Source organism: Thioclava sp. PTB-PU3-1 (genome assembly GCF_055666785.1).
In genome coordinates, this window is the sequence record NZ_JBVNVL010000003.1 from 153436 (window position 1) to 175227 (window position 21792).

Consider the following 21792-nt stretch of genomic DNA (forward strand, 5'->3'; position numbering starts at 1 on the left):
TTCTTGGCGCTGCCCGCCGCGGCAGAGAGCCTGCGCGTGGCGACATGGGATGCCGGGTTGTCGCGCCGGGGTCCGGGGCTTTTGCTGAAAGATATCCGCAACGACACAGCGCAGGTCGCGGCTGTGACGCGGATCGTCGATGCGATCGCACCGGATGTGCTTTTGCTGACCGGGATCGACTGGGACTATGACGGGCAGGCGCTGGCCGCGCTGAATGAGACTTTCGCGCAGTCCTATCCGCATCTTTTCGCGCCGCGCCCCAATAGCGGCTGGCCGAGCGGGGTGGATCTAGACGGTAACGGCAAGCTTGGGGACGCGCGCGATGCGCAGGGCTACGGGCGGTTTCCGGGGCAGGGCGGTCTGGCGCTGCTGTCGCGTTACCCGATCGAGGCCGACCGCGCGCGCGACTTCTCCGCGATGCTGTGGAAGGACCTGCCTGACGGGCAAAGCGCAGGGGCGGAGCTGTCGCCGGAGGCGCTGGAGGTGCAGCGTCTCAGCTCCACCGCGCATTGGGATGTGCCGCTCCAACTGCCTTCGGGCGAGCCGCTGCATCTTCTGGCCTTCGCCGCAACGCCGCCGGTTTTCGACGGGCCGGAGGATCGCAACGGCCGCCGCAATCGTGACGAGATCGCCTTTTGGCTCCGGTATCTGGATGGGGAACTCGACGCGCTGCCGCCCGAGGCGCCGGTGATCCTGCTAGGCGACGCCAATCTCGACCCGAAAGACGGGGAGGGGCGGCGCGACGCGCTCGATCTGCTGCTGAACGGCCCGCATCTGCAAGACCTGCTGCCGCGCAGTGACGGCGCGACGCAAGCGACCGATCCCGTGCATGAAGGCGATCCGGGCCTCGATACCGCCGATTACGACGGGCCGGGCAATCTGCGGCTCGATTACGTTCTGCCGTCGACCGACTTGAGGGTGACGGGGGCGGGCGTCGTCTGGCCGAAGCCGGGGGCGCCATTGGCGAAGGCGGCCGAAGCCGCCTCGCGTCACAAGATGGTGTGGCTCGACATCGCATTGCCCTGATCGGGTACGACCTTGAGGCCCCGGATATAGAGATGTTCGAACACCACGCGCTGAAGCGTCTTCGGCGTGAATTCCGGGAAGCGCGCGTGAAAATCAGTGCCGTCGATCTCGTGGCTCATGTCGAACAGGTAGCGCATTTCGCGCAGCTCGCGTGCCAGCTCCCATGCGGGCGAGGCAAGCAGTAGCGCCGTCCACGGGAATTTCTTGATCGAGATGTCGCGCCCCATCTGACTCGAGAATTCCTCGGCCAGTTCGCGCGCAGAGAACCGCGTGCCGGGAAAACCGAGGTCGAGCAGACCGGGCGTGTGATCTTCGGTCTCGGCCAGTTGCACGGCGATCCGGGTCATATCCTCGAGATCGGCATAGACGCGCTGCGCATCGGGCTTGCCGAGCGCGGTGATCTTGCCCTTGCGCAAATCCTTCAGCATCACCCGGTTCATCAGCGTGTCGGGCGACTCGGCATTCAGGAAATCGCCGCCGCGCAGGATCGCGACCGAACGGCCCTCTTCGGCATGGGCGCGATAGCGCGCCTCCATCTCGGCGCGGATCTTGCCCTTGCGGGTGCAGGCGTGATGCGGGGTCGAAGCACTCCATGGAGACGGCTCGCGCCCGTAGACATAGACATTGCCCGGCACCATCACGGAGGCCCCGCTGTCGCGCGAGGCGGCCAGAACCTGCTTGGTGATCTGGGGGATCTGGTTCGCCCAGTCGTGGTAATTCGGCGGGTTCATCGCGTTCACGATCCACCGCGCCCCGCGCGCCGCGATCGCCATATCGGTGCCCCGGCGATAGCGATCGACGTCCCAGCCAGCGGCCCTGAAGGACCGTGCCGCAGCAGATCCGAACAAACCGCCCATTCCCAGGATCAGTACCCTGCGATTCATTTCGCCCTCATGTGTCGTCTGCCTGCTCTAAACTCTAGCATGCGCTCATACGCGTGCGGGGGCCACTCGCCAACCACTCGATCCGCAAAAGCCCGCCGAAGCCTCGGCAACCGCTTGCCGATCGTCCAGACACGGTTTCGCGACCCGTGCCGCTTGACCAAGGGGCGGGCAGGGGATACGCCCTTCGAGACCCTGTTTTCTTGGGAGATTATCCTCATGTCCAACCCCTCCATCCTCATCCTGCCCGGCGACGGGATCGGCCCCGAAGTCATGGCCGAGGTTCGCAAAGTCATCGACTGGTACGGTGCCAAGCGCGATCTCGCCTTCGACGTCAGCGAAGACCTCGTCGGTGGTGCGGCCTATGACAAGCACGGCGTGCCGCTGGCCGATGAGACGATGGCGAAGGCGCAGGAAGTGGACGCGGTTCTGCTCGGCGCCGTGGGCGGTCCGAAATACGACGTGCTCGACTTCTCGGTGAAGCCCGAGCGCGGCCTGCTGCGTCTGCGCAAGGAGATGGATCTGTTTGCCAACCTGCGCCCCGCGCAATGCTTCGACGCGCTGGCCGATTTCTCCTCGCTGAAGAAGGACGTGGTTGCAGGCCTCGACATCATGATCGTGCGCGAACTGACCTCGGGTGTCTATTTCGGCGAGCCGCGCGGCATCTTCGAAGAAGGCAACGAGCGCGTCGGCATCAACACCCAGCGCTACACCGAGTCCGAGATCGAGCGCGCAGCCCGTGCTGCGTTCGAACTGGCGATGAAGCGCAACAAGAAGCTCTGCTCGATGGAGAAAGCCAACGTGATGGAGTCGGGCATACTCTGGCGCGAGGTCGTGACCCGCGTCGGCGAGGAATACCCGGAAGTCGAACTGAGCCACATGTATGCGGATAACGGCGCGATGCAGCTCGTGCGCGCGCCCAAGCAGTTCGACGTGATCGTCACCGACAACCTGTTCGGCGACATCCTGTCCGACTGCGCCGCGATGCTGACCGGCTCGCTCGGGATGCTGCCCTCGGCAAGCCTCGGCGCGCCGATGGCGAACGGTCGCCCGAAAGCGATGTACGAGCCCGTCCACGGTTCGGCCCCCGACATTGCGGGGCAGGGCAAGGCCAACCCGATCGCCTGTATCCTCAGCTTCGCGATGGCGCTGCGCTACAGCTTCGATCAGGGCGACGAGGCGACCCGTCTGGAAACCGCGATCGAGAAAGTGCTGGCCGATGGCGTGCGCACCGCAGACCTGATGGGCCCCGAAGGCGGCACCCCGGTCTCGACCTCCGAGATGGGCGACAAGATCATCGAAGCGCTCGACGCCTCGCTCTGATCCACGAGACAAGTTTTGTGAAAGGCGCGGGCGCAAGCTCGCGCCTTTTTCATGCCGCGGCCTTGCAACTCCCGAACATCCGCTCAAGATGTGAGCGATAACACCGGGAGCCTCCCATGCCCGATTTCGGCGGAAAATCAAACGCACGCGGTGCGTCCCTCGGCCTGACCTCGATGGCGATTTTCGCCACGCATGACGTCATCATCAAACATCTGGGCCAGACCTACTCCCCGGTTCAGATCGTGTTCTTCGCGGCGCTCCTGTCTTTCCCGCTGCTCTCGGTGATCCTGCTCAACGACAAGCGCGGGGGAAGCTTGCGCCCGGTTCACCCCGGCTGGGTCGTCGGTCGGGTCTTTACCACCGTCGTCACCGGGCTCTGCGCTTTCTACGCCTTCTCGACCCTGCCGCTCGCGCAGGTCTATCCGCTCCTCTTCGCGATGCCGCTGCTGGTCACTGTCTTCTCGATCCCGATCCTGGGCGAGAAGGTCGGCATTCACCGATGGGCCGCGGTCATCCTCGGTCTGATCGGCGTGGTGATCGTGGTGCGCCCCGGTCAGGCGGATCTCGCACCCGGCCACTTTGCGGCGATGACGGCGGCGGTCACCGGCTCGCTGGCCTCGGTGATCGTGCGTAAGATCGGCTCGGAGGAGCGCTCCGTCGTGCTGCTGCTCTCGCCGCTTCTGGGCAACGTGATCGTCATGGCGATCCTTCTGCCCTTCGTCTGGCAGCCGCTACAGATCGGCGATCTCGGTCTCATGGCGGTGATCGCGATCTTCGGCCTGACTGCGTCGTTCCTGCAAATCCTCGCCTATCGCGCGGGCGAGGCCGCCATCGTCGCGCCGATGCAATATTCGCAGATCCTCTGGGCGGTCTTTTACGGCTGGATCATCTTCCACGAGAGCGTGGACATCCCGACGCTTGTCGGCGCGGGCGTGGTGATCCTCTCGGGCATCTACATCGTCATTCGCGAAACACGTGTCTCCGAGAACCAGCCGGTGCTGCGCACGAGGGGCCGCTCGGAGACCGTCACCGCCCCGCGATCGTCGCTTCTGGGTCGCGTTTTGGGCCTTCGTGCACGCAATTCAAGAAGCTGACTCAGACCCCCTTGCAAAACCCTGCACAAGCGGCTAATTCCCCGCCCACGGTCGGAGCGTAGCGCAGCCTGGTAGCGCACCTGCTTCGGGAGCAGGGGGTCGGAGGTTCGAATCCTCTCGCTCCGACCATTTTCCCGATTTCCCCTCTTTTCTTGGCGTCTTGCGATGTCGCTGGCCTTTCGGGCCGTGCTTTGGCACAACTTTCCCGAAGCAATGAAGGCGAGGCGAATGCAGGTCGAACCAACTCCACTCAGCGGCGTTCTTGTGATCACCCCGAAGCGATTCGGCGATCACCGCGGATTTTTCTCCGAGAGCTATTCGGCGAAGCGATTTGCCGAGGCCGGGATCGAGATCGATTTCGTGCAGGACAACCATTCGGTCTCGGAGGCTGTGGGCACGGTGCGCGGGCTGCATTTTCAGGCCCCGCCCCATGCGCAGGCGAAGCTGGTGCGTTGCAGCCGTGGGCGGCTCTGGGACGTTGCGGTGGATATCCGCAAGGGCAGCCCGACCTACGGCCAGTGGTTCGGCACCGAATTGAGCTTCGAGAACGGCAAGCAGCTCCTGATCCCGGCGGGCTTCGCGCATGGGTTCGTGACGCTCGAGCCGGGCACCGAGATCGTCTACAAATGCTCGGATTACTACGCGCCCGAGTGTGAGGGCGCGATCCGCTGGGACGACCCGGATCTGGGCATCGATTGGCCGCTTTCCGCAGGAATAGAACCTGTTTTGTCCGGTAAGGATGCCGAGGCGCCGCTTTTCTCCGGGTTCGACAGCCCCTTCAAATGGGAGGGCGCAGCATGAAGATCCTCGTCACCGGCGGCGCCGGGTTCATCGGCTCCGCAGTCGTCCGTCTCGCCGTCTCGCGCGGGCATGAGGTGGTGAACCTCGACGCGCTGACCTATGCCGCCTGCCTTGAGAATGTCGCGCCCGTCGCCGACAGTCCGCTCTACGCCTTCGAGCAGGCCGATATCCGCGATCCCGAGGCGCTGACGGCGATCTTCACCCGTCACAAGCCCGACGCGGTGATGCATCTCGCGGCCGAAAGCCATGTCGACCGTTCGATCGACGGCCCCGGTGCCTTCATCGAGACCAACGTGATGGGCACCTACAACATGCTGCAGGCGGCACGCAGCTTTTGGGAGGGTGAAGGTCGCCCCGAGAGCTTCCGCTTCCACCACATCTCGACCGACGAGGTTTACGGCACGCTCGGCCCCACCGGCCAGTTCACCGAAGAGACGCCCTACGCCCCGAACAGCCCCTATTCCGCCTCGAAAGCGGGTTCGGACCATCTCGTGCGCGCCTGGCACGAGACCTATGGCCTGCCGGTGGTGCTCACCAATTGCTCGAACAATTACGGCCCCTATCACTTCCCGGAAAAGCTGATCCCGGTCGTGATCCTGAACGCGCTCGCGGGCAAGCCGCTGCCGATCTATGGCGACGGGTCCAACGTGCGCGACTGGCTCTATGTCGAAGATCACGCCGATGCGCTGCTTCTGGTGCTGAAGAAGGGCGCTTTGGGCCGCAGCTACAATATTGGCGGCGAGAACGAGCGGTCGAACCTCGAGCTGGTCCAGACGATCTGCACCATTCTCGACAAGCTGCGTCCGGGCGACGCGCCCTATGCCGACCTGATCACCTTCGTCACAGACCGCCCCGGCCACGATGCCCGCTACGCGATCGACCCGACCCGCATTCGCGAAGAGCTGGGCTGGCGGCCGAGCGTCACCGTCGAGGAAGGGCTGGAACGCACCGTGCGCTGGTATCTCGAGAACGAGGATTGGTGGCGCCCGCTGCTGGAGCGGCACGGCGTCGGCGAAAGGTTGGGCAAGGCATGATCCTCGTCTTCGGACAGACCGGCCAAGTCGCGCAGGAACTACAGCGCCTCGCGCCCGATGCGGCGTTTTTAGGCCGGAATAGGGTCGATTTGCGTGATCCCGGCGCCGCAGCGAAAGCGATCCGGGAGGCGAAGCCTGAGGCCGTGATCAATGCCGCCGCCTATACGGCTGTCGACAAGGCCGAAGAAGAAGAGGCGCTCGCTCAAACCGTTAACGGTGACGCGCCCGCCGCGATGGCCAAGGCCTGCTGCGACCTCGGTGTCCCGCTCATTCACATCTCCACCGATTACGTCTTCGACGGCTCGGGCGACGCGCCGTTCAAGCCCACCGGTCCGACCGGCCCGCTGGGTGCCTATGGCCGCACCAAGCTCGCCGGTGAACAGGCAATCCGCGCTGCAGGCGGCCCCTTCGCCATTCTGCGCACCAGCTGGGTCTTCTCGGCCCATGGCGGGAATTTCGTGAAGACGATGCTGCGCCTGTCGGAGAGCCGCTATCGCCTGACGATCGTTGCGGACCAAGTTGGTGGACCTACGCCCGCCAAGGCGCTCGCCGAGGCTTGCCTTACCATCGCGAAGGAACTGCAGCGCGCGCCTGAGAAGAGTGGCGTTTACCATTTCTCAGGCTCTCCCGATGTAAGCTGGGCGGGCTTCGCGCGGGAGATCTTCGCGCGGGCCGGGCGGGAGGTGACGGTAGAGGACATTCCCACCGCCGATTATCCGACGCCCGCGAAACGGCCGCTGAATTCGCGGCTCGACTGCAGCGATCTGGCTGTGTTCGGCTTGAATAGACCCGATTGGAGATCGGGATTGGACGAGGTTTTGACCGAATTGGGGGCGATATGACGCGCAAGGGGATCATTCTGGCGGGCGGCTCGGGCACGCGGCTCTATCCGATCACGATGGGCGTCTCGAAGCAGCTTCTGCCGGTCTATGACAAGCCGATGATTTACTATCCGCTGACGACGCTGATGCTGGCGGGCATCCGCGAGATCGCGGTGATCACGACGCCGCATGATCAGGAGCAGTTCATCCGCACGCTCGGCGATGGCAGCCAATGGGGGCTGAGCCTCACCTATATCACGCAGCCCTCGCCCGACGGTCTGGCGCAGGCCTATTTGCTGGCCGAGGAGTTCCTCGCCGGCAGCCCGTCGGCGATGGTGCTGGGCGACAACATCTTCTTCGGGGCGGGTCTCGGCGAGATCCTGAAAGCGGCGAATGCGACCACGGATGGCGGCACCGTCTTCGGCTACCGCGTGCGTGATCCCGAACGCTACGGCGTGGTGGATTTCGACGACAGCGGAAAAGTGCGCGCGATCATCGAGAAGCCCGAAGTGCCGCCGTCGCAATTCGCGGTCACGGGGCTCTACTTCCTCGATGAAACCGCGCCGGACCGCGCCAAGACGATCACCCCCTCTGCCCGCGGCGAGTTGGAGATCACCTCGCTTCTAGAAACCTACCTCCACGATGGCGCGCTCTCTGTCACGCAGATGGGCCGCGGCTTCGCCTGGCTCGACACCGGAACGCATGGCAGCTTGCTCGACGCGGGCAACTTCGTCCGCACGTTGGAGGAGCGGCAGGGGCTGCAAAGTGGCTCGCCCGACGAGATCGCCTTCGAAAAGGGCTGGATCAGTGCAGACGCACTCGCCGACCGCGCAAAGAAATTCGGCAAGAACAGCTATGGTGAGTATCTGCTGCGCCTGATCGAGTAAGCGACCGTGGCGCGGGTGACGATCCTGATGGCGACACGCGATCCGGGTCCGGAGCTGCGCGATCAACTGGAAAGCCTCGCGGCGCAAACCCATCGGGATTGGCGGCTGATCGTCGGTGACGACAGCCGAAGCGATGCCGCGCGCGACGTCTTGGCGGAGCTCGCCCGCAGCCATGATGTGCAGATCGTGAGAGGCCCGCGGACCAGCGCGGGAGGGAATTTCCTGTCTCTGCTGCGGGGAATCGACAGCGCGCAGCAGGATTACATCGCCTTTTGTGATCAGGATGATGTCTGGCTGCCGGATCGGCTTGCACGCGGGATTGTCGCATTGGGCGAGGGGGACGCTGCGCTTTATTGCAGTCGGACTTGGGTCTGCAACGCTGATCTGGAAGACCAGCATCTCTCCGTTCGACACACACGCCCGCCGTCTTTCCGCAATGCACTGGTGCAGAATATCGCGGCGGGAAACACCATTCTCCTGAACCCGGCCGGGGCCGAACTGGCCATCTCGGCGGCGCGCGAATTGCGGGTCGTGCCGCGTCATGACTGGTGGCTCTACCAGCTGTTCACCGGGTACGGCGCGCGGGTCACCTATGATGCGGAGCCCACGCTGCTCTACCGCCAACACGATGGCAACGCGGAAGGGGCGAATGTCAAAATACGCGCCAAGCTTTCGCGACTCGGGCGTATGCTGTCCGGCGATTGGCGGTGCTGGATCGACGATCAATGTGCTGCTCTCACCGCATCGGCGCATCGGTTCACGCCCGAGAACCGGGCCGTTTTCGATCGCTTTGTGAGGATGCGCGACGCGACTTTTCCGGCCCGTCTGAAAGAATTCGCCCGGCTGAGGCTCTATCGCCAAAGCCGGGCGGCAACGCTTGCCCTTTGGATCGGGGCCGTGTTTCGGCGGATTTAGGGTCTTAAATCCGGAAGATCGGCTGCAACAAGCGCGGCAGAAGACCCTTGAACTTCAGCGGCGCATCGGTGGCGGCGAGGCAGATGCAGACATCCTCCATCCCCGCGATCGGCGTGTGATCGAGATCGTCATCCGCCACTTCCACATCGCCGACGCCAAAGCGCCCGGTCTCGTCCGAGAAGGACCCCTGCAGCACGAGCGTCAATTCCAGCCCGCCATGCGTGTGATCCGGCACCGCCATCCCCGGCGGAATATAGAGAAGCCGGGCCGACCCTTCTTTATCCTCGCTCAGGATCGCTTGCTTGATGCCGCCGCCCAAGGCCCGCCAGCGCGGACTGTCGGCGCCCATCGCTTCAACCACGGCGCCCGGATAAATCCCGGCGCGCGCGGGTTGCTCAGCGACGATCACATCGTCGTCGTCCAACCCGTCAAACACACGTCGCCGCAAATCGTCGCTGGGGGCCATGCCTTTCAGGTCATCCAGAACCAGCCCGCCCGCCAGTTCCTCTGCTTCAAGCCGTGCGCGACACTCGTCGCACTGGCTCACATGCGCCGCCACGACCAGCGAAAACGCATGACCCAGCGAGCCGGTCGCGTAGGACCGTACCAACCAATCGGGCAAATGATGCGTAATCTCGGTCATTCTTCTCTCAGATCCCTTAACTCGTGTCTAAGCTTCTCCAGCGCCAGCCGGATCCGCGATTTAATCGTCCCAAGGGCGAGACCCGTCGCCTCGCGTATTTCGGCCTGTGTGAGTTCGCCCACATAGGCCCGCTCGATGATCTCGCGCTGCGCTTCCGGCAGCGCCTCGATCGCTTCGCGCAGCTGCGCCGCTTCCTGTTCCAGCCCGATCGCCGCATCGGCCTCTCGGGTTTCTCGCGTCTCGGCCTCGGCGATCAGCTCGTCTGGAACGGGCCGGGGCCGTCTTCGGATCACATCAATCTGCCGATTGCGCGCAATCCGGTAAATCCATGCCGAGGCGCGTGCCCGCGTCTCGTCGTAAAGATGCGCCTTCCGCCAGATCGTGAGCATCACGTCCTGAACCACATCCTCCGCCGCCGCCTGTGTCATGCCGGACCGTACCAGCATCCCCTTCAGTCGCGGCGAAAAGTGATCATAGAGCCGCGCGAAGGCCAGTTTGTCACGCTTATCACGAACGGCCACGAGCCAATCGGTCTGCTCGCAAGCCGCCTCGGGCGTCGGTTTCGCTGATTTCTTGTCGTCCATTCTCTTCCCGGCAAAGGCCTGACCCGCCGCGATTGGCGGGGTCCCTGTGGTGTCGAAGTTGATGGTCGCATCTCTCAGCATGTGACCGATACGCAGCTTATGAGATAGCGGTTCACATGCGATGCGAAAAAACTTCTGATCCAAACGGTAATATGCACCGTTACGCCTTCAAGAGCTTGGGAGAATTCGAATGTCATTTGATGCCCTGCATCCACATGCGCAACGCATCGCGATCATCGGATCCGGGATTTCCGGTCTGGCGGCGGCGTGGCAACTCGCACCGCATAACCGCGTTACCATCTATGAGGCGGAGACGCGGCTTGGAGGGCATTCGCGTACGATCACTGCGGGGCGCAACGGCGATCAGCCGGTCGATACCGGGTTCATCGTGTTCAACTACGCGAATTATCCGCATCTAACGCGCCTGTTCTCAGAGCTCGATGTGCCGGTCGAGAAATCCGACATGAGCTTTGGCGTGACGATCGATCAGGGCCGCATCGAATATGCTCTGCGCGACCTGAACAGCCTCGTTGCGCAGAAGCGGAATTTGGCCCGGCCGGGTTTTCTGCGCATGGTCGCGGATATCGCGAAGTTCAACGCCAAGGCCGTCGCTGTCGCGCAAAGCGATGAGGTGACGATTGACGGTCTGCTGGACGAGTTGAATCTGGGCGAGTGGTTCCGGCGCTATTACCTGCTGCCGATCTGCGGGGCGATCTGGTCCACGCCCGCCGATCAGATCGGCGCGTTCCCCGCGAAAAGCCTTCTGCGCTTTTTCGAGAACCACGCGCTTTTGTCGGCGACCGGTCAGCACCAGTGGTGGACGGTCTCGGGCGGGTCGATCGAATATGTGAAGCGGCTCGAGGCTGCCCTGCGCCTGCGCGGTGTCGAATTCCGCACCGGAACGCCGGTCACCGCGATCGAGCGACAGCGCAATTCAGTCACTATTTCAGCGGAAAAGGCCCTCCCGGATCAGTTCGACCAAGTCATCATCGCCACCCATTCCGATCAGGCGCTCAAGCTGCTGGCCAAGCCGACCCCGCAGGAACAGGCCGCGCTGTCGGCGGTCCGCTATCAGCCCAACGACGTCTATCTGCATCGCGACGTGGCGCAGATGCCGCGCCGCCGCGCTTGCTGGTCGAGCTGGGTCTATCAGGCGCAGACCCGCGCGAATGAGACGCGGCTTGGCGTGACCTATTGGATGAACAAGCTGCAAAACATTCGCGAGAGCGATCCGCTTTTCGTCACGCTGAACCCCGATGCGCCGATTGCCGAGGAGACGATCTACGATCACGAGGTCTTCTGGCACCCGGTCTTCGATCGCGCAGCGATACAGGCGCAGGGCGAAATCCAGTCGATACAGGGTCTGAATCGCACGTGGTTCGCGGGCGCATGGCTCCGCCATGGTTTCCACGAGGATGGGTTTGCTTCGGCGGTTCGGGTGGCGCGCGAGCTCAATCGCGGGGCGCAGCCGCAGGTCGACTTCGAAAAGGTGCCCGCATGAGCGGCGAGTTCTGCCCCGGTCATACGGTTCATGCGCGGCGGGGCGCGATTTCCCACCAGTTCCGCTATCACGTCGACTACGTGATGATCGATCCCGACGCGCCGGGCCCGTGGCCGCGGATTTTCTCGCGCCGCGGACGCAACCTCGCGACGGTGCATGACAAGGATTACGGCGGGGCGCCCGGCCGCGGCGCGGGGGCCGAATGGGTCCGCAAGCAGCTCTCGCGTCACGGTGCGCCAGAGATCGCGCAGCTGCGGCTTCTGACCCAGCCGAAGATCCTCGGGGCCGGGTTCAACCCGGTGAATTTCTGGCTGGCCTATGATGCGCAAGACGATCTGCGCGCCGTGATCGCAGAGGTGAACAACACGTTCGGCGATCGGCACTCCTATCTCTGCGCTACCCCAAATTTCGACCCTATTTCAGCAGAAACTGAGCTTCACGCTGCGAAAATCTTCTACGTCTCCCCGTTCCAGACCATCGCCGGGGAATATCGGTTCCGCTTCGACCTCGGAGCCGAGCATATCCGCATCCGCATCGATCACCGCAATGGCGAGGAGGGCGTCGTGGCCACCCTCGCGACCCAACGCCGCAAACTGACTTCGGCGGCGCTTCTCGGTATGGCGCTGCGCCGCCCGCTCACCCCGATCCGCACGCTCGGCCTGATCTACTGGCAGGCCCTGCGACTCAAGCTCAAAGGCGCCCGCTACCTGTCGCGGCCCACACCCCCCAGCGAGGAGATCAGCCAATGATGCCTTTCCTGACCAACCGGATCCGCGGCGAATTCCTCGCGACCTGCGAGAAGATCGAGCAGGGGACGCTGCATCTGCGCCTGCCTGACGGCACCGTGCGCAGTTTCGGTCGCGGGGAGCCGCAAGCCGACATGGAAATCCGCGATTGGCAGGCCGTGGTGGCGATGGCGTCGCGCGGCGATGTCGGCCTGGGCGAGGCCTATATCGCGGGGCTGTGGGAGACTTCCTCGATCGAGGCGCTTCTCTCGCTCGCGCTTAAAAACCTCGATGTGGTCGACGGTTACGCCTATGCGGGCTTCTGGTCGAACCTGAAGTTCCGCCTGATCGACCGGCTGATGCGGGCCAATTCGCTGCGCGGGGCGTCGCGCAACATCCGGGCGCATTACGACGTGGGCAACGAGTTTTACCAGCTCTGGCTGGACGAGGGGATGAGCTATTCCTCTGCCCTTTTCGCGCCGGGGGACAACGATCTGCACCGGGCGCAGAACCGCAAGCTCGACCGCATTCTCGACCAGATGGGCGACGGGGAACAGGTGCTGGAGATCGGCTGCGGCTGGGGGCATTTCGCCGAACGCGCGGCCGAGCAGGGGCGTCATGTCACCGGGATCACGATCTCGCCCAGCCAGAAAGGCTACGCCGATGCGCGGCTCGACGGGCGGGCCGATATCCGGTTGCAGGACTATCGCCACACGCCGGGCAAGTTCGATCATATCGTCTCGATCGAGATGATCGAAGCGGTCGGTGAGCGCTATTGGCCGAACTATTTCCAAACCGTGAAAGATCGACTGGCGGAGGGCGGATCAGCGATGATTCAGGCCATAACAGTGTCTGATTCCTACTTTCCGAAATATCGCGAGACCTCCGATTTTATCCGGCAATACACTTTCCCGGGCGGGATGCTTCTGTCCGACGGGGTGATCCGCGATCAGGCGGCGAAGGCCGGGTTGGCGGTGAAGGAAAGCTTCGCCTTCGGGCAAGACTATGCCGAGACCTGCCGGCAATGGGCCACCCGTCTGAAAGAGCGCAGCGCGCGCGCGACCGAACTTGGCTTCGGGCCGGAGTTCCTGCGCAACTGGTCCTATTATCTCGAAGCCTGCGCGGCGGCCTTCGCGGTAGGCCATACCGATGTGGTGCAGGTCCAACTGGCACATACGAGGGCGTAAGATGTTGTTAAAATTGCTTTTCACCCTCGCGGTTCTGATCCTGGCGGCTCTCTTGATCCGGCATTTCTTCTTCTCCTTCCCGGCGCAAAAGTCTGCGGATTACGCGGCCGAAAGCCCGGAATTCGATATTCGCCGGGCGTTCGAGGGCCCTGTCGAGGCGCATGGCATGATCTACGGCCCCGACGGGCGGGTCACCTCGCGCTTCCGTGCCGTGATGACGGGGCGGTTCACCAATGATGGCGGCGTGATCGAGGAGGAGTTCGAATATGCCTCCGGTAGGCGACAGAGCCGTGCCTGGAATATCCAGTTCGGGCCGAACGGCGAGATCAGCTCGACCGCCGACGACATCGAAGGTCGCGCCGAGATGGAGCAGTCGGGCAATGCGCTGCGGATGCGCTATCGGCTGCGGTTGCCCGAGGATGCGGGCGGCCACGTGCTCGACGTGACCGACTGGATTTACCTGATGCCGGACGGGACGCTGCTGAATCGGTCGCAGATGCGCAAATTCGGGATCAAGGTGGCCGAGCTCTTCGCCGTCATGCGCCCGATGACCGAACCGGCCGAGTGATCACTCGAAGCAGCTTGCGCGCCCGTCCTTCTGGATCGTCGCCGCGCCGTCCATGATCGATTGCGCGCGGCGCGACAGGAAGCTGCCGGGCTTCGCCGCCGAACGGTCCTTCGGGTCGGGCAGGACGCCAGCGATCAAGGCAGATTGGCGGGCGCTCAGCTTGTCGGGCGTGGTGCGGAAATAGCGATGCGCGGCGGCATCCACCCCGAACGCGCCCTCGTCGAATTCAGCGACGTTAAGATAGATTTCCAAGATCCGCTTCTTGCCCCAGATCGCCTCGGCCAGCGGCGTCATCGACGCCTCAAGCGCCTTGCGCAGCCAGTTTCGGCCCTGCCAGAGGAACACGTTCTTCACGGTCTGCTGGGTGATCGTCGAGGCGCCGCGATTGGCGCCATCGTCGATCGCCTTGCGGATCGCGCGCATGTCGAAGCCCCAGTGGTTGCAGAAATTCGCGTCCTCCGCCGCGACGACGGAGCGGGCGAGCACGGGCGCGATATCCTCGATCGGCACCCATTTCTGATCGACGGCACCAAGACGCTGGCGTTCGCTCCACATCGTCCAGGTGGTCGGCGGATTAACGAATTTGAACAGGACCATCAGCACAAGCACCAGCGCAACGAGACCCATCACGCCCCGCAGGGCCCATTTCAGGGCGGTGCGGAAAGGCGCGCGCATGCTGCTGGAAACGCTCGATTTCGTGCTGCGTTTGGCGGGTTTGCGGCCCGATTTTTTCTTGCTCTTAGCCATGTGCGTATAAGTCACAGCGTGCCCCGAAGGGTCAAGCGACAAGCAGCGCCAATTCCGGTCCACGCGCGACCTGTCGCGCGGTTACCATGGTTTCGATCGGCGCATCGGACACCCGCTTCCACGCGGTGCGTATTTCGCGCGCGATACCGTGGTCGTCTTCAAGGACGACATTGCCGGGAAACAGGCTCTCGGTCGGCGCGCCCTCGGCCATGAGGATGTGATGGCGCGCGAAAAGCAGGTGGCGGTACTGCACGCGCGGGCGCGGAGCCACCCGAATGCTATTGCCGTTTACGAGATGCTTGGCGGCGACCAGAACTTCGCTATGGGCGCAGGCGATCTCGGCGCGCCAGCCGCGCAGCAACATCCGATGTTGTTGAGACACGTAAAGAGCGCGTCGATTTCCCATAGCCCCCGGCGCGAACCGGATCGGTGCATAGGCCCCGACGCCGCGACAGACCCGACCACCCGTCCAAAGAAGAGGCTGCGGCCCGTCATCCTGGGTCATGACAAGATCGCCGGCCTTGAGCCGCTCCACCGGTCGCGGCCCGTCTGGCGTGTCGATCCGCGTCCCGGCGAGGAAACATTCCGGCCCCAGATCGCCGACCGGCGCTTGGGTGCTCTGCGTGACATAGGTGGAGCTGATGAAGGTCGCGTTGTGGAGGATCGTGCCATCGGACGGCGTGAATACGGCACTCCCGTCGCGCAGGTAGAACGTGTCGCCTGTGATCGTCTCTTGCACGCCGTTCGGACGCTCGATGGTGATCGTGTCGCCACGCCAGACATCGGTGACGCGTTGGCCGTTGATCGTGTCGCGGGCACTGTTGCTGCTGGAAATCCAATTGTCGTTATTCCGATCGACAATTTCATATGTCGTCGGCGAAAGCGCCGTGCCCGCAGGGGGCGGACTGCCCGGATCCATGATGTAGAACTGGTCGTAATAGGTTGCCATTTTTGCTGCTCGAGTAACGTTATTATAAATTATTCGTTACTTGGTAAGCAGAGATCAGGGCGACACAAAGGCGCCTGTGGGGCGCAAAGTTAACTACGGGTTAAAGAGTGACATCCCGGTCACAGCGGGTTTAGAGGGCAGAGGGGCCCACCATCCGCGCGAGATTTCCGGTGGCGCCTTCGGTGATTTCCTCGCCGGTAAAGGCTGTGGTGCCCCCCGAAGACAGGGCGGATTCGAGCCGCTCGTGGAAATCTTCCGGCAAGGGGATCTGCAGCACGCGGCCGCTCGCGTGGCCTAGGGTCTTCATCCGGTCGAGGGCCTCTGCAGCGGTGCCCTTCTTAAGCAAGATGAACACAGCCGAGCCGCCTTGCGGCAGGCTTTCGCCCGCTTCGCGCAGGAAAGAGTCGTTCAATCCCAGATCGGTGAACTTGCCGGACACAGCGCCCGCGCCCGCACCGATTGCCGCGCCGACGACCGGCGACAGGAAGACGAGACCCAGCAGCCCGCCCCAGACAGCGCCACCGATCGCGCCAAGCGCCATCGTGTTGCTGCTTTCATGAACGTTAATCTCGCCGTTTTCGTCTCGGGTCACGACGACAATGTCCTGCGACCGGAAAAATCCTTCTCTTTCCAGTGCTCTGAGTTCCTCGCGCGTCGCGAAACCCGCAGCCTCGGTTTCATGCGCCATCACCAACAGTTCGGACATCGTTACCTCCAGACAGAACAAAGGGCGAAGCATGTGCTTCGCCCTCTGAAACGGTTCCGTAGGGGAAAGAGTTCCCTTATTCCGCCGGCATCGCCTGCGGTTCGTCGCTGAGCGGGTAGGACAGATGCGCCAACATCTCCTTCGGGCAGACCTGCAGGAAGTTCGCCTTCTCGGTCTCCCAGTGCTGGAGAATATCGGCGCCTTTGCGCGATCCCGTTTCGGCGACGTGACGCTCGATCAGGCCTTTCAGCTCGGCTTCCCAATGCTCGTGGCCCAGACCGCAGGTGACAAGGCTTTCGAGATTGATCAGCTCTTCCGCCGTGTTGTCCGGATCGTAGAGATAGGCCATCCCGCCGGTCATGCCCGCACCGAAGTTCGGGCCGATCGAGCCGAGGATCACCGCGACGCCGCCGGTCATGTATTCACAGCCGTTGGAGCCGCAGCCCTCGATCACCACTTTCGCACCCGAGTTGCGCACCGCGAAGCGCTCGCCTGCGCGGCCCGCCGCGAACAGATGACCCTCGGTCGCGCCGTAAAGCACGGTGTTGCCGATGATCGTGTTCTCCGACGCCACCAGCGGCGAGGCCATCGGCGGACGCACGACGATCATGCCGCCCGAGAGACCCTTGCCGACATAGTCGTTGGCATCGCCCGAGACTTCGATCTTCAGACCCGGAGCCGCGAAAGCGCCCAGCGACTGACCGCAGGAGCCGGTCAGCTTCACCGTCAGGTGGTCCGACTGCAGCGCGTTGCGCATCCCGAAGTTCTTCACGATATGGCTCGAAGCGCGCGTCCCGATGGTGCGCAGCGTGTTGCGCACCGCGTAGGAGAGCTGCATCTTCTCGCCTTCCTCGAAGAAGCGATGACCATCCTTGATGATCTCCGCATCGAGCGTATCCGAGACCCAGTTACGCGGCTTCGAACGGTCGTAGACGATTTTGTCCCAGCCATCGACGGTGATCAGGAGTGGATTGAGGTCCAGATCGTCGAGATGGGCCGAACCGCGGCTCACCTGGCTGAGAAGATCGGCGCGACCGATCACCTCGTCGAGCGAACGCGCACCGATCGAGGCGAGGATTTCGCGCACTTCCTGAGCGTAGAAGGTGATGAGGTTCACCACCTTGTCCGCCGTGCCGGTGAACTTGGCGCGCAGCTCCGGGTCCTGCGTACAGACGCCCACCGGGCAGGTGTTCGACTGACACTGACGGACCATGATGCATCCCATCGCGATCAGGGCGGCGGTGCCGATGCCGTATTCCTCGGCACCCATCATCGCAGCCATCACGATGTCGCGGCCCGTGCGCAGACCGCCATCGGTCCGCAGGGTGACGCGTTCGCGCAGGTTGTTCATCGCGAGCACCTGATGCGCCTCGGTCAGACCCATCTCCCACGGGAGACCGGCATATTTGATCGAGGTCGCGGGCGATGCGCCCGTGCCGCCATTGTGGCCCGAGATCAGGATGATGTCGGCCTTCGCCTTCGCGACACCGGCCGCGATCGTGCCGACGCCCGAGGACGCCACCAGCTTCACCGTAACTTTGACCTTCGGGTTGATCTGCTTGAGGTCGTAGATCAGCTGCGCGAGGTCTTCGATCGAGTAGATGTCGTGGTGCGGCGGCGGCGAGATCAGGGTCACGCCCTTGGTCGAGTGCCGCAGACGCGCGATCAGGTCGGTGACTTTCATCCCCGGAAGCTGGCCGCCCTCGCCGGGCTTCGCGCCCTGAGCGACCTTGATCTCAAGCTCTTCGCAGTGGTTGAGGTATTCGGCGGTCACACCGAAACGACCCGAAGCCACCTGCTTGATCTTCGCCGACGGGTTGTCGCCATTGGGTTCGGGCACGAAATGCGCCGGATCCTCGCCGCCTTCCCCCGAGTCCGACTTCGCGCCGATCCGGTTCATCGCGACGTTCAAGAGCTTGTGCGCCTCGGGCGACAGCGCCCCCAGCGACATGCCCGGCGTCACGAAGCGCTTGCGGATCGAGGTGATCGACTCGACCTCTTCGATCGGGACCGGTTTGCCCAGCGATTTGATATCCAGCATGTCGCGGATATGGATCGGCGGGTTCGCCCGCATCATCGAGCTGTATTGCTTCCAAAGATCGTAGCTCGCGCGGTTACAGGCCGATTGCAGCATGTGCATCGACTGCGCACCCCAGGCATGGGCCTCGCCGGTGCGGCGGGCCTTGTAGAAGCCACCGATCGGGAGAACGTCCTGACCGCCTTTCCAGCCCTTGGCATGCACACCTTCCAGCGCGTGCTGGATGCCGTGCAGACCAATGCCGGAGATGCGCGAGTGCATGCCGGGGAAATATTCGGCGACCATTGCGCGCGACAGACCCACGGCTTCGAAGTTCAGACCGCCGCGATAGGAGGAAATCACCGAGATCCCCATCTTCGACATGATCTTCAGCAGGCCGGCGTCGATCGCGTCGCGATATTTGCGCATCGCGTCGACAAGCGTGCCGCCCAGCAGACCACGGTCGATCCGGTCGGCCAGCGTGTCCTGTGCGAGATAGGCGTTCACCGTGGTTGCGCCCGAGCCGATCAGCACCGCGAAGTAATGCGGGTCGATACATTCCGCAGAACGCACGTTGATCGAGCAGAAGGTCCGCAGGCCTTTCTGCGTCAGCCAGCTATGCACCGCCGAGGTCGCGAGGATCATCGGCATCGCGACTTTGTCTTCGTCCTGCTCCTCATCGCTCAGAACGATATGAAGCGCACCCGAGCGCACCGCGTCTTCGGCTTCCTGACGGATCCGGGTCAGACCTTCGCGCAGTGCCTCCTGATCGGAATTGGCCGGGAAGGTGCAGTCGATGATCGTCACCTGCTCGCCGAATTCGTTGAGCATGTGATCGAATTCCGAATTCGCGAGGAACGGGCTCTCCAAGATCCAGATCTCGGTCTGCGAGCTATCCTCGTCGAGCACGTTCTTGAGGTTACCGAAGCGCGTCTTGAGCGACATCACCCGGCTTTCGCGAAGCGAGTCGATCGGCGGGTTGGTGACCTGGCTGAAGTTCTGACGGAAGAAGTGGCTCAGAGGGCGGTATTGCTTGGACAGAACCGCAGGCGGCGTGTCGTCGCCCATCGAAGCGATGGCTTCCTTGCCGTCCTCGGCCATCGGCGCGAGGATCTGTTCGATCTCTTCGACCGAATAGCCCGCCGCGACCTGACGCTTGCGCAGCTCACCGCCCGAGAATTTCGGGTTCTCCGGGACGTCCACGAGGATCGCGTTCAGATCGGTGACCTTGCCGACCCACTCGCCGAAGGGCTGAGCGGCCGCCAGTTTGTCCTTGATTTCGGTGTCGTGGTAGAGCTTGCCCTCGCGCATATCGACCGCGATCATCTGGCCCGGACCAAGCGCGCCTTTCTCGACAACGCTCGCCTCATCGACCGGCACCATGCCGGCTTCGGAACCTGCGATCAGAACGCCGTCGCCGGTGATGACATAGCGCAGCGGACGCAGACCGTTGCGGTCGAGACCGCCGCAGACCCAGCGACCATCGGTCATCGCTAGCGCCGCCGGGCCGTCCCACGGCTCCATCACGGCGTTGCAATAGGCATACATGTCCTGCCACGCGGAGGGCATCGTGTCGGTGGATTTCGACCACGGCTCGGGCACGAGCATCGTCTTCACCATCGGCGCGTTGCGGCCCGAACGGACCATCAGTTCGAACACCGCATCGAGCGCGCCGGAGTCGGACGCCCCCGCCGGGATGATCGGCTTGATGTCTTCGGCGCTGTCGCCGAAAGCCGAGGAGGCCATGCGGATTTCATGGCTCTTCATCCAGTTGGTGTTGCCCTTGATCGTGTTGATCTCGCCGTTATGCGCCAGCATCCGGAAGGGCTGCGCCAGCCACCATTGCGGGAAGGTGTTGGTGGAATAGCGCTGGTGATAGATCGCGAAGGCGGATTCGAAGCGCTCGTCTTTCAGGTCGGGATAGAATTCCGCGACCTGCTCAGCCAGCATCATGCCCTTGTAGATGATCGAGCGGCACGACAGCGAGCACATGTAGAGCCCGTTGATCTGCGCCGCGATCGCCGCTTTCTCGATACGGCGGCGGATGATGTAGAGCTCGCGCTCGAACTGCTCCTCGTCGATATCCTTGTCGTTGCGGATCAGGATCTGCTCGATCTCGGGGCGGGTCGAATTGGCTTTCTCACCCAGCACTTCGGTGTTCACCGGGACGTGGCGCCAGCCGTAGATGTAGTGACCCATCCGCAGAACTTCGGATTCCACGATCGTGCGGCAGCGCTCCTGCGCGCCGAAATCGGTACGCGGCAGGAAGACCTGACCGACGGCGACCATTTTCTCCATGTCCGGCTCGTGGCCGGTGCGGCGGATCTGGTCGTAGAAGAAGGGGGCGGGGATCTGGACGTGGATGCCCGCGCCGTCGCCGGTCTTGCCGTCGGCATCGACCGCGCCGCGGTGCCAGATCGCCTTCAGCGCGTCGATGCCGTTCTCCACGACGCGACGCGAGGCCTTGCCGTCGATCGACACCACGAGGCCGACGCCGCAGGACGCCTTCTCGTCTTCTTCCTTCCACAGCGAATTCTCGTTCATCCACTGGCGTTTCGCTTCCTCGGCGGCCACCCAGGCTTCGTCATATTTGGTCATTGCAGTGCCTCCTTGGAGAAAGAGCGGGAAAGGGGGGCGAGGCTGACTTGCGTGGGCCGAAGATCGGCCTGCGTCATCATCAGGTCGCAGTCATATTCGGGCGTCTCGGTCGAGAAACCGGGATCGCCGGGAAAGTCGAAGCGCACGGGGCTGTCGTCATAGCTCACAACGTCGCCCTGATCGTTCTCGAACCGCTCCGCGCCGCTGAAAAACACGCGATACTTGCGCGAGATATATTGCGTGCCGGTGCGGGTCGCGACGGTCTGGCCGTTCTGGTCATCCTCGCGCAGATCGAAGGTGATCGTCTCGAGCGGGACATCGTCGATGCTGACAGACTTGCCCGTGAGGGTATCGCTGCCGACATAGCGGCGCAGGCCCCGGTAATTCGAGCGCGTGACGAAATCGTAATCGTCCTTGCCGTCCGACAGGAGCGCCGAGAACGAGGGAGCATCCTTCGACGCGCCCGGATCGAACATCTCGATCTCGCCGGTATCGGTCGACACGCTTTCAAGCCAGCGCGTCTCGGCATCGATATGGCTCAGGTAATAGATGCCCTCACCATCCGCGAAGGCGGTCCAGAGATCGCCCTCGGGATCGGCGGCGCAGCGGTAGTAATTGGCGACCTGACAGTTATGCATCTGGACGGTCATGAAGACCTCGCAGCCCTGCGGTGGCTCGAAATCCGCGGCATGGGCGGGCAGGGCGCTGAACAGCCCCCCGCAGATCGCCATGCCGAGAAAATTCGACCGCATCGCATACATTCCTTTTCAGATCGGCAGGGCGCG

General features: G+C 63.3%; 20 protein-coding genes and 1 tRNA gene. 13 read left to right on the plus strand and 8 right to left on the minus strand.

Annotated elements, in window-relative coordinates:
• The first annotated feature begins 3 nt into the window (after nt 1–3).
• Nucleotides 4–1026, plus strand: coding sequence for an endonuclease/exonuclease/phosphatase family protein (locus tag ACZ7GB_RS10455; protein WP_472158605.1), 1023 nt, complete (start codon nt 4–6; stop codon nt 1024–1026).
• On the opposite strand, the gene ACZ7GB_RS10460 is transcribed toward ACZ7GB_RS10455, so the two are convergent.
• Nucleotides 990–1910 carry a Rossmann-fold NAD(P)-binding domain-containing protein gene (locus tag ACZ7GB_RS10460; RefSeq protein WP_472158606.1) on the minus strand — a complete coding sequence of 307 codons (921 nt, stop codon included), beginning with the start codon at nt 1908–1910 and terminating at the stop codon, nt 990–992. The two genes, ACZ7GB_RS10455 and ACZ7GB_RS10460, sit on opposite strands and share 37 nt — an antisense overlap.
• Before the next feature lie 216 nt (nt 1911–2126).
• Here ACZ7GB_RS10460 and leuB point away from each other — a divergent pair, with 216 nt between their 5' ends.
• The 8 genes from leuB to ACZ7GB_RS10500 all read left to right on the plus strand — a co-directional run bounded on the left by leuB (nt 2127) and on the right by ACZ7GB_RS10500 (nt 8782).
• A complete protein-coding gene (leuB, locus tag ACZ7GB_RS10465) occupies nt 2127–3230 on the plus strand; it encodes a 3-isopropylmalate dehydrogenase (protein ID WP_078541515.1) in 1104 nt (367 codons plus the stop codon).
• A gap of 116 nt (nt 3231–3346) precedes the next feature.
• Nucleotides 3347–4324, plus strand: coding sequence for a DMT family transporter (locus ACZ7GB_RS10470; RefSeq protein WP_078522643.1), 978 nt, complete (start codon nt 3347–3349; stop codon nt 4322–4324).
• A 52-nt stretch (nt 4325–4376) separates the two neighbouring features.
• Nucleotides 4377–4453 (plus strand) — tRNA-Pro (locus ACZ7GB_RS10475).
• Nucleotides 4454–4552: 99 nt separating this feature from the next.
• Nucleotides 4553–5125, plus strand: coding sequence for a dTDP-4-dehydrorhamnose 3,5-epimerase (gene rfbC, locus ACZ7GB_RS10480; protein ID WP_472158608.1), 573 nt, complete (start codon nt 4553–4555; stop codon nt 5123–5125).
• A complete protein-coding gene (rfbB, locus tag ACZ7GB_RS10485) occupies nt 5122–6159 on the plus strand; it encodes a dTDP-glucose 4,6-dehydratase (RefSeq protein ID WP_472158609.1) in 1038 nt (345 codons plus the stop codon). Before rfbC ends, rfbB begins: the two co-directional genes overlap by 4 nt.
• A complete protein-coding gene (gene rfbD / locus ACZ7GB_RS10490; protein ID WP_472158611.1) occupies nt 6156–7001 on the plus strand; it encodes a dTDP-4-dehydrorhamnose reductase in 846 nt (281 codons plus the stop codon). The genes rfbB and rfbD overlap by 4 nt, the downstream gene beginning before the upstream one ends.
• Nucleotides 6998–7867 carry a glucose-1-phosphate thymidylyltransferase RfbA gene (gene rfbA / locus ACZ7GB_RS10495; RefSeq protein ID WP_472158612.1) on the plus strand — a complete coding sequence of 290 codons (870 nt, stop codon included), beginning with the start codon at nt 6998–7000 and terminating at the stop codon, nt 7865–7867. The genes rfbD and rfbA overlap by 4 nt, the downstream gene beginning before the upstream one ends.
• A gap of 15 nt (nt 7868–7882) precedes the next feature.
• Nucleotides 7883–8782 carry a glycosyltransferase gene (locus ACZ7GB_RS10500; RefSeq protein WP_472158613.1) on the plus strand — a complete coding sequence of 300 codons (900 nt, stop codon included), beginning with the start codon at nt 7883–7885 and terminating at the stop codon, nt 8780–8782.
• 4 nt (nt 8783–8786) lie between these two features.
• Here the strand turns inward: ACZ7GB_RS10500 and ACZ7GB_RS10505 are convergent, their stop codons facing one another.
• Entirely contained in the window at nt 8787–9425 is a 639-nt protein-coding gene (locus ACZ7GB_RS10505) for a ChrR family anti-sigma-E factor (protein WP_098409528.1), read from the minus strand.
• Nucleotides 9422–10009 (minus strand): sigma-70 family RNA polymerase sigma factor, encoded by a 588-nt coding sequence (locus ACZ7GB_RS10510; RefSeq protein WP_472158614.1) that lies wholly within the window; start codon nt 10007–10009, stop codon nt 9422–9424. The genes ACZ7GB_RS10505 and ACZ7GB_RS10510 overlap by 4 nt, the downstream gene beginning before the upstream one ends.
• Before the next feature lie 190 nt (nt 10010–10199).
• On the opposite strand from ACZ7GB_RS10510, the gene ACZ7GB_RS10515 reads away from it, so the two are divergent.
• From ACZ7GB_RS10515 to ACZ7GB_RS10530, 4 genes are read left to right on the plus strand one after another with little or no spacing between them, the layout of a single operon-like run.
• Nucleotides 10200–11510, plus strand: coding sequence for an NAD(P)/FAD-dependent oxidoreductase (locus ACZ7GB_RS10515; protein WP_472158616.1), 1311 nt, complete (start codon nt 10200–10202; stop codon nt 11508–11510).
• Entirely contained in the window at nt 11507–12259 is a 753-nt protein-coding gene (locus ACZ7GB_RS10520) for a DUF1365 domain-containing protein (protein ID WP_078570633.1), read from the plus strand. The genes ACZ7GB_RS10515 and ACZ7GB_RS10520 overlap by 4 nt, the downstream gene beginning before the upstream one ends.
• Entirely contained in the window at nt 12259–13422 is a 1164-nt protein-coding gene (locus ACZ7GB_RS10525; protein WP_472158827.1) for a class I SAM-dependent methyltransferase, read from the plus strand. The genes ACZ7GB_RS10520 and ACZ7GB_RS10525 overlap by 1 nt, the downstream gene beginning before the upstream one ends.
• A 1-nt stretch (nt 13423) precedes the next feature.
• Nucleotides 13424–13990 carry a DUF3833 domain-containing protein gene (locus tag ACZ7GB_RS10530; RefSeq protein ID WP_078523339.1) on the plus strand — a complete coding sequence of 189 codons (567 nt, stop codon included), beginning with the start codon at nt 13424–13426 and terminating at the stop codon, nt 13988–13990.
• On the opposite strand, the gene mtgA is transcribed toward ACZ7GB_RS10530, so the two are convergent.
• The 5 genes from mtgA to ACZ7GB_RS10555 all read right to left on the minus strand — a co-directional run bounded on the left by mtgA (nt 13991) and on the right by ACZ7GB_RS10555 (nt 21759).
• Entirely contained in the window at nt 13991–14737 is a 747-nt protein-coding gene (mtgA, locus tag ACZ7GB_RS10535) for a monofunctional biosynthetic peptidoglycan transglycosylase (protein ID WP_078570635.1), read from the minus strand.
• Between the two features lie 31 nt (nt 14738–14768).
• On the minus strand, nt 14769–15686 hold the full coding sequence (locus ACZ7GB_RS10540) for a Hint domain-containing protein (RefSeq protein WP_472158618.1): 918 nt from the start codon (nt 15684–15686) through the stop codon (nt 14769–14771).
• A gap of 130 nt (nt 15687–15816) precedes the next feature.
• A complete protein-coding gene (locus tag ACZ7GB_RS10545) occupies nt 15817–16392 on the minus strand; it encodes a DUF1269 domain-containing protein (RefSeq protein WP_472158619.1) in 576 nt (191 codons plus the stop codon).
• A gap of 76 nt (nt 16393–16468) precedes the next feature.
• A complete protein-coding gene (gltB, locus tag ACZ7GB_RS10550; RefSeq protein WP_472158621.1) occupies nt 16469–21007 on the minus strand; it encodes a glutamate synthase large subunit in 4539 nt (1512 codons plus the stop codon).
• Nucleotides 21004–21759, minus strand: a complete 756-nt coding sequence (locus ACZ7GB_RS10555; protein ID WP_246831930.1) for a hypothetical protein — start codon at nt 21757–21759, stop codon at nt 21004–21006. The genes gltB and ACZ7GB_RS10555 overlap by 4 nt, the downstream gene beginning before the upstream one ends.
• Nucleotides 21760–21792: the final 33 nt, after the last annotated feature.

Excerpts from the sequence above, each read along its gene's own strand:
- ACZ7GB_RS10460 (WP_472158606.1), bottom strand. The coding sequence starts at position 1,910 with ATGAATCGCAGGGTACTGATCCTGGGAATGGGCGGTTTGTTCGGATCT.
- leuB (WP_078541515.1), top strand. The coding sequence starts at position 2,127 with ATGTCCAACCCCTCCATCCTCATCCTGCCCGGCGACGGGATCGGCCCC.
- ACZ7GB_RS10470 (WP_078522643.1), top strand. The coding sequence starts at position 3,347 with ATGCCCGATTTCGGCGGAAAATCAAACGCACGCGGTGCGTCCCTCGGC.
- rfbC (WP_472158608.1), top strand. The coding sequence starts at position 4,553 with ATGCAGGTCGAACCAACTCCACTCAGCGGCGTTCTTGTGATCACCCCG.
- rfbB (WP_472158609.1), top strand. The coding sequence starts at position 5,122 with ATGAAGATCCTCGTCACCGGCGGCGCCGGGTTCATCGGCTCCGCAGTC.
- rfbD (WP_472158611.1), top strand. The coding sequence starts at position 6,156 with ATGATCCTCGTCTTCGGACAGACCGGCCAAGTCGCGCAGGAACTACAG.
- rfbA (WP_472158612.1), top strand. The coding sequence starts at position 6,998 with ATGACGCGCAAGGGGATCATTCTGGCGGGCGGCTCGGGCACGCGGCTC.
- ACZ7GB_RS10505 (WP_098409528.1), bottom strand. The coding sequence starts at position 9,425 with ATGACCGAGATTACGCATCATTTGCCCGATTGGTTGGTACGGTCCTAC.
- ACZ7GB_RS10510 (WP_472158614.1), bottom strand. The coding sequence starts at position 10,009 with ATGGACGACAAGAAATCAGCGAAACCGACGCCCGAGGCGGCTTGCGAG.
- ACZ7GB_RS10515 (WP_472158616.1), top strand. The coding sequence starts at position 10,200 with ATGTCATTTGATGCCCTGCATCCACATGCGCAACGCATCGCGATCATC.
- ACZ7GB_RS10520 (WP_078570633.1), top strand. The coding sequence starts at position 11,507 with ATGAGCGGCGAGTTCTGCCCCGGTCATACGGTTCATGCGCGGCGGGGC.
- ACZ7GB_RS10525 (WP_472158827.1), top strand. The coding sequence starts at position 12,259 with ATGCCTTTCCTGACCAACCGGATCCGCGGCGAATTCCTCGCGACCTGC.
- ACZ7GB_RS10530 (WP_078523339.1), top strand. The coding sequence starts at position 13,424 with ATGTTGTTAAAATTGCTTTTCACCCTCGCGGTTCTGATCCTGGCGGCT.
- mtgA (WP_078570635.1), bottom strand. The coding sequence starts at position 14,737 with ATGGCTAAGAGCAAGAAAAAATCGGGCCGCAAACCCGCCAAACGCAGC.
- ACZ7GB_RS10540 (WP_472158618.1), bottom strand. The coding sequence starts at position 15,686 with ATGGCAACCTATTACGACCAGTTCTACATCATGGATCCGGGCAGTCCG.
- ACZ7GB_RS10545 (WP_472158619.1), bottom strand. The coding sequence starts at position 16,392 with ATGTCCGAACTGTTGGTGATGGCGCATGAAACCGAGGCTGCGGGTTTC.
- gltB (WP_472158621.1), bottom strand. The coding sequence starts at position 21,007 with ATGACCAAATATGACGAAGCCTGGGTGGCCGCCGAGGAAGCGAAACGC.
- ACZ7GB_RS10555 (WP_246831930.1), bottom strand. The coding sequence starts at position 21,759 with ATGCGGTCGAATTTTCTCGGCATGGCGATCTGCGGGGGGCTGTTCAGC.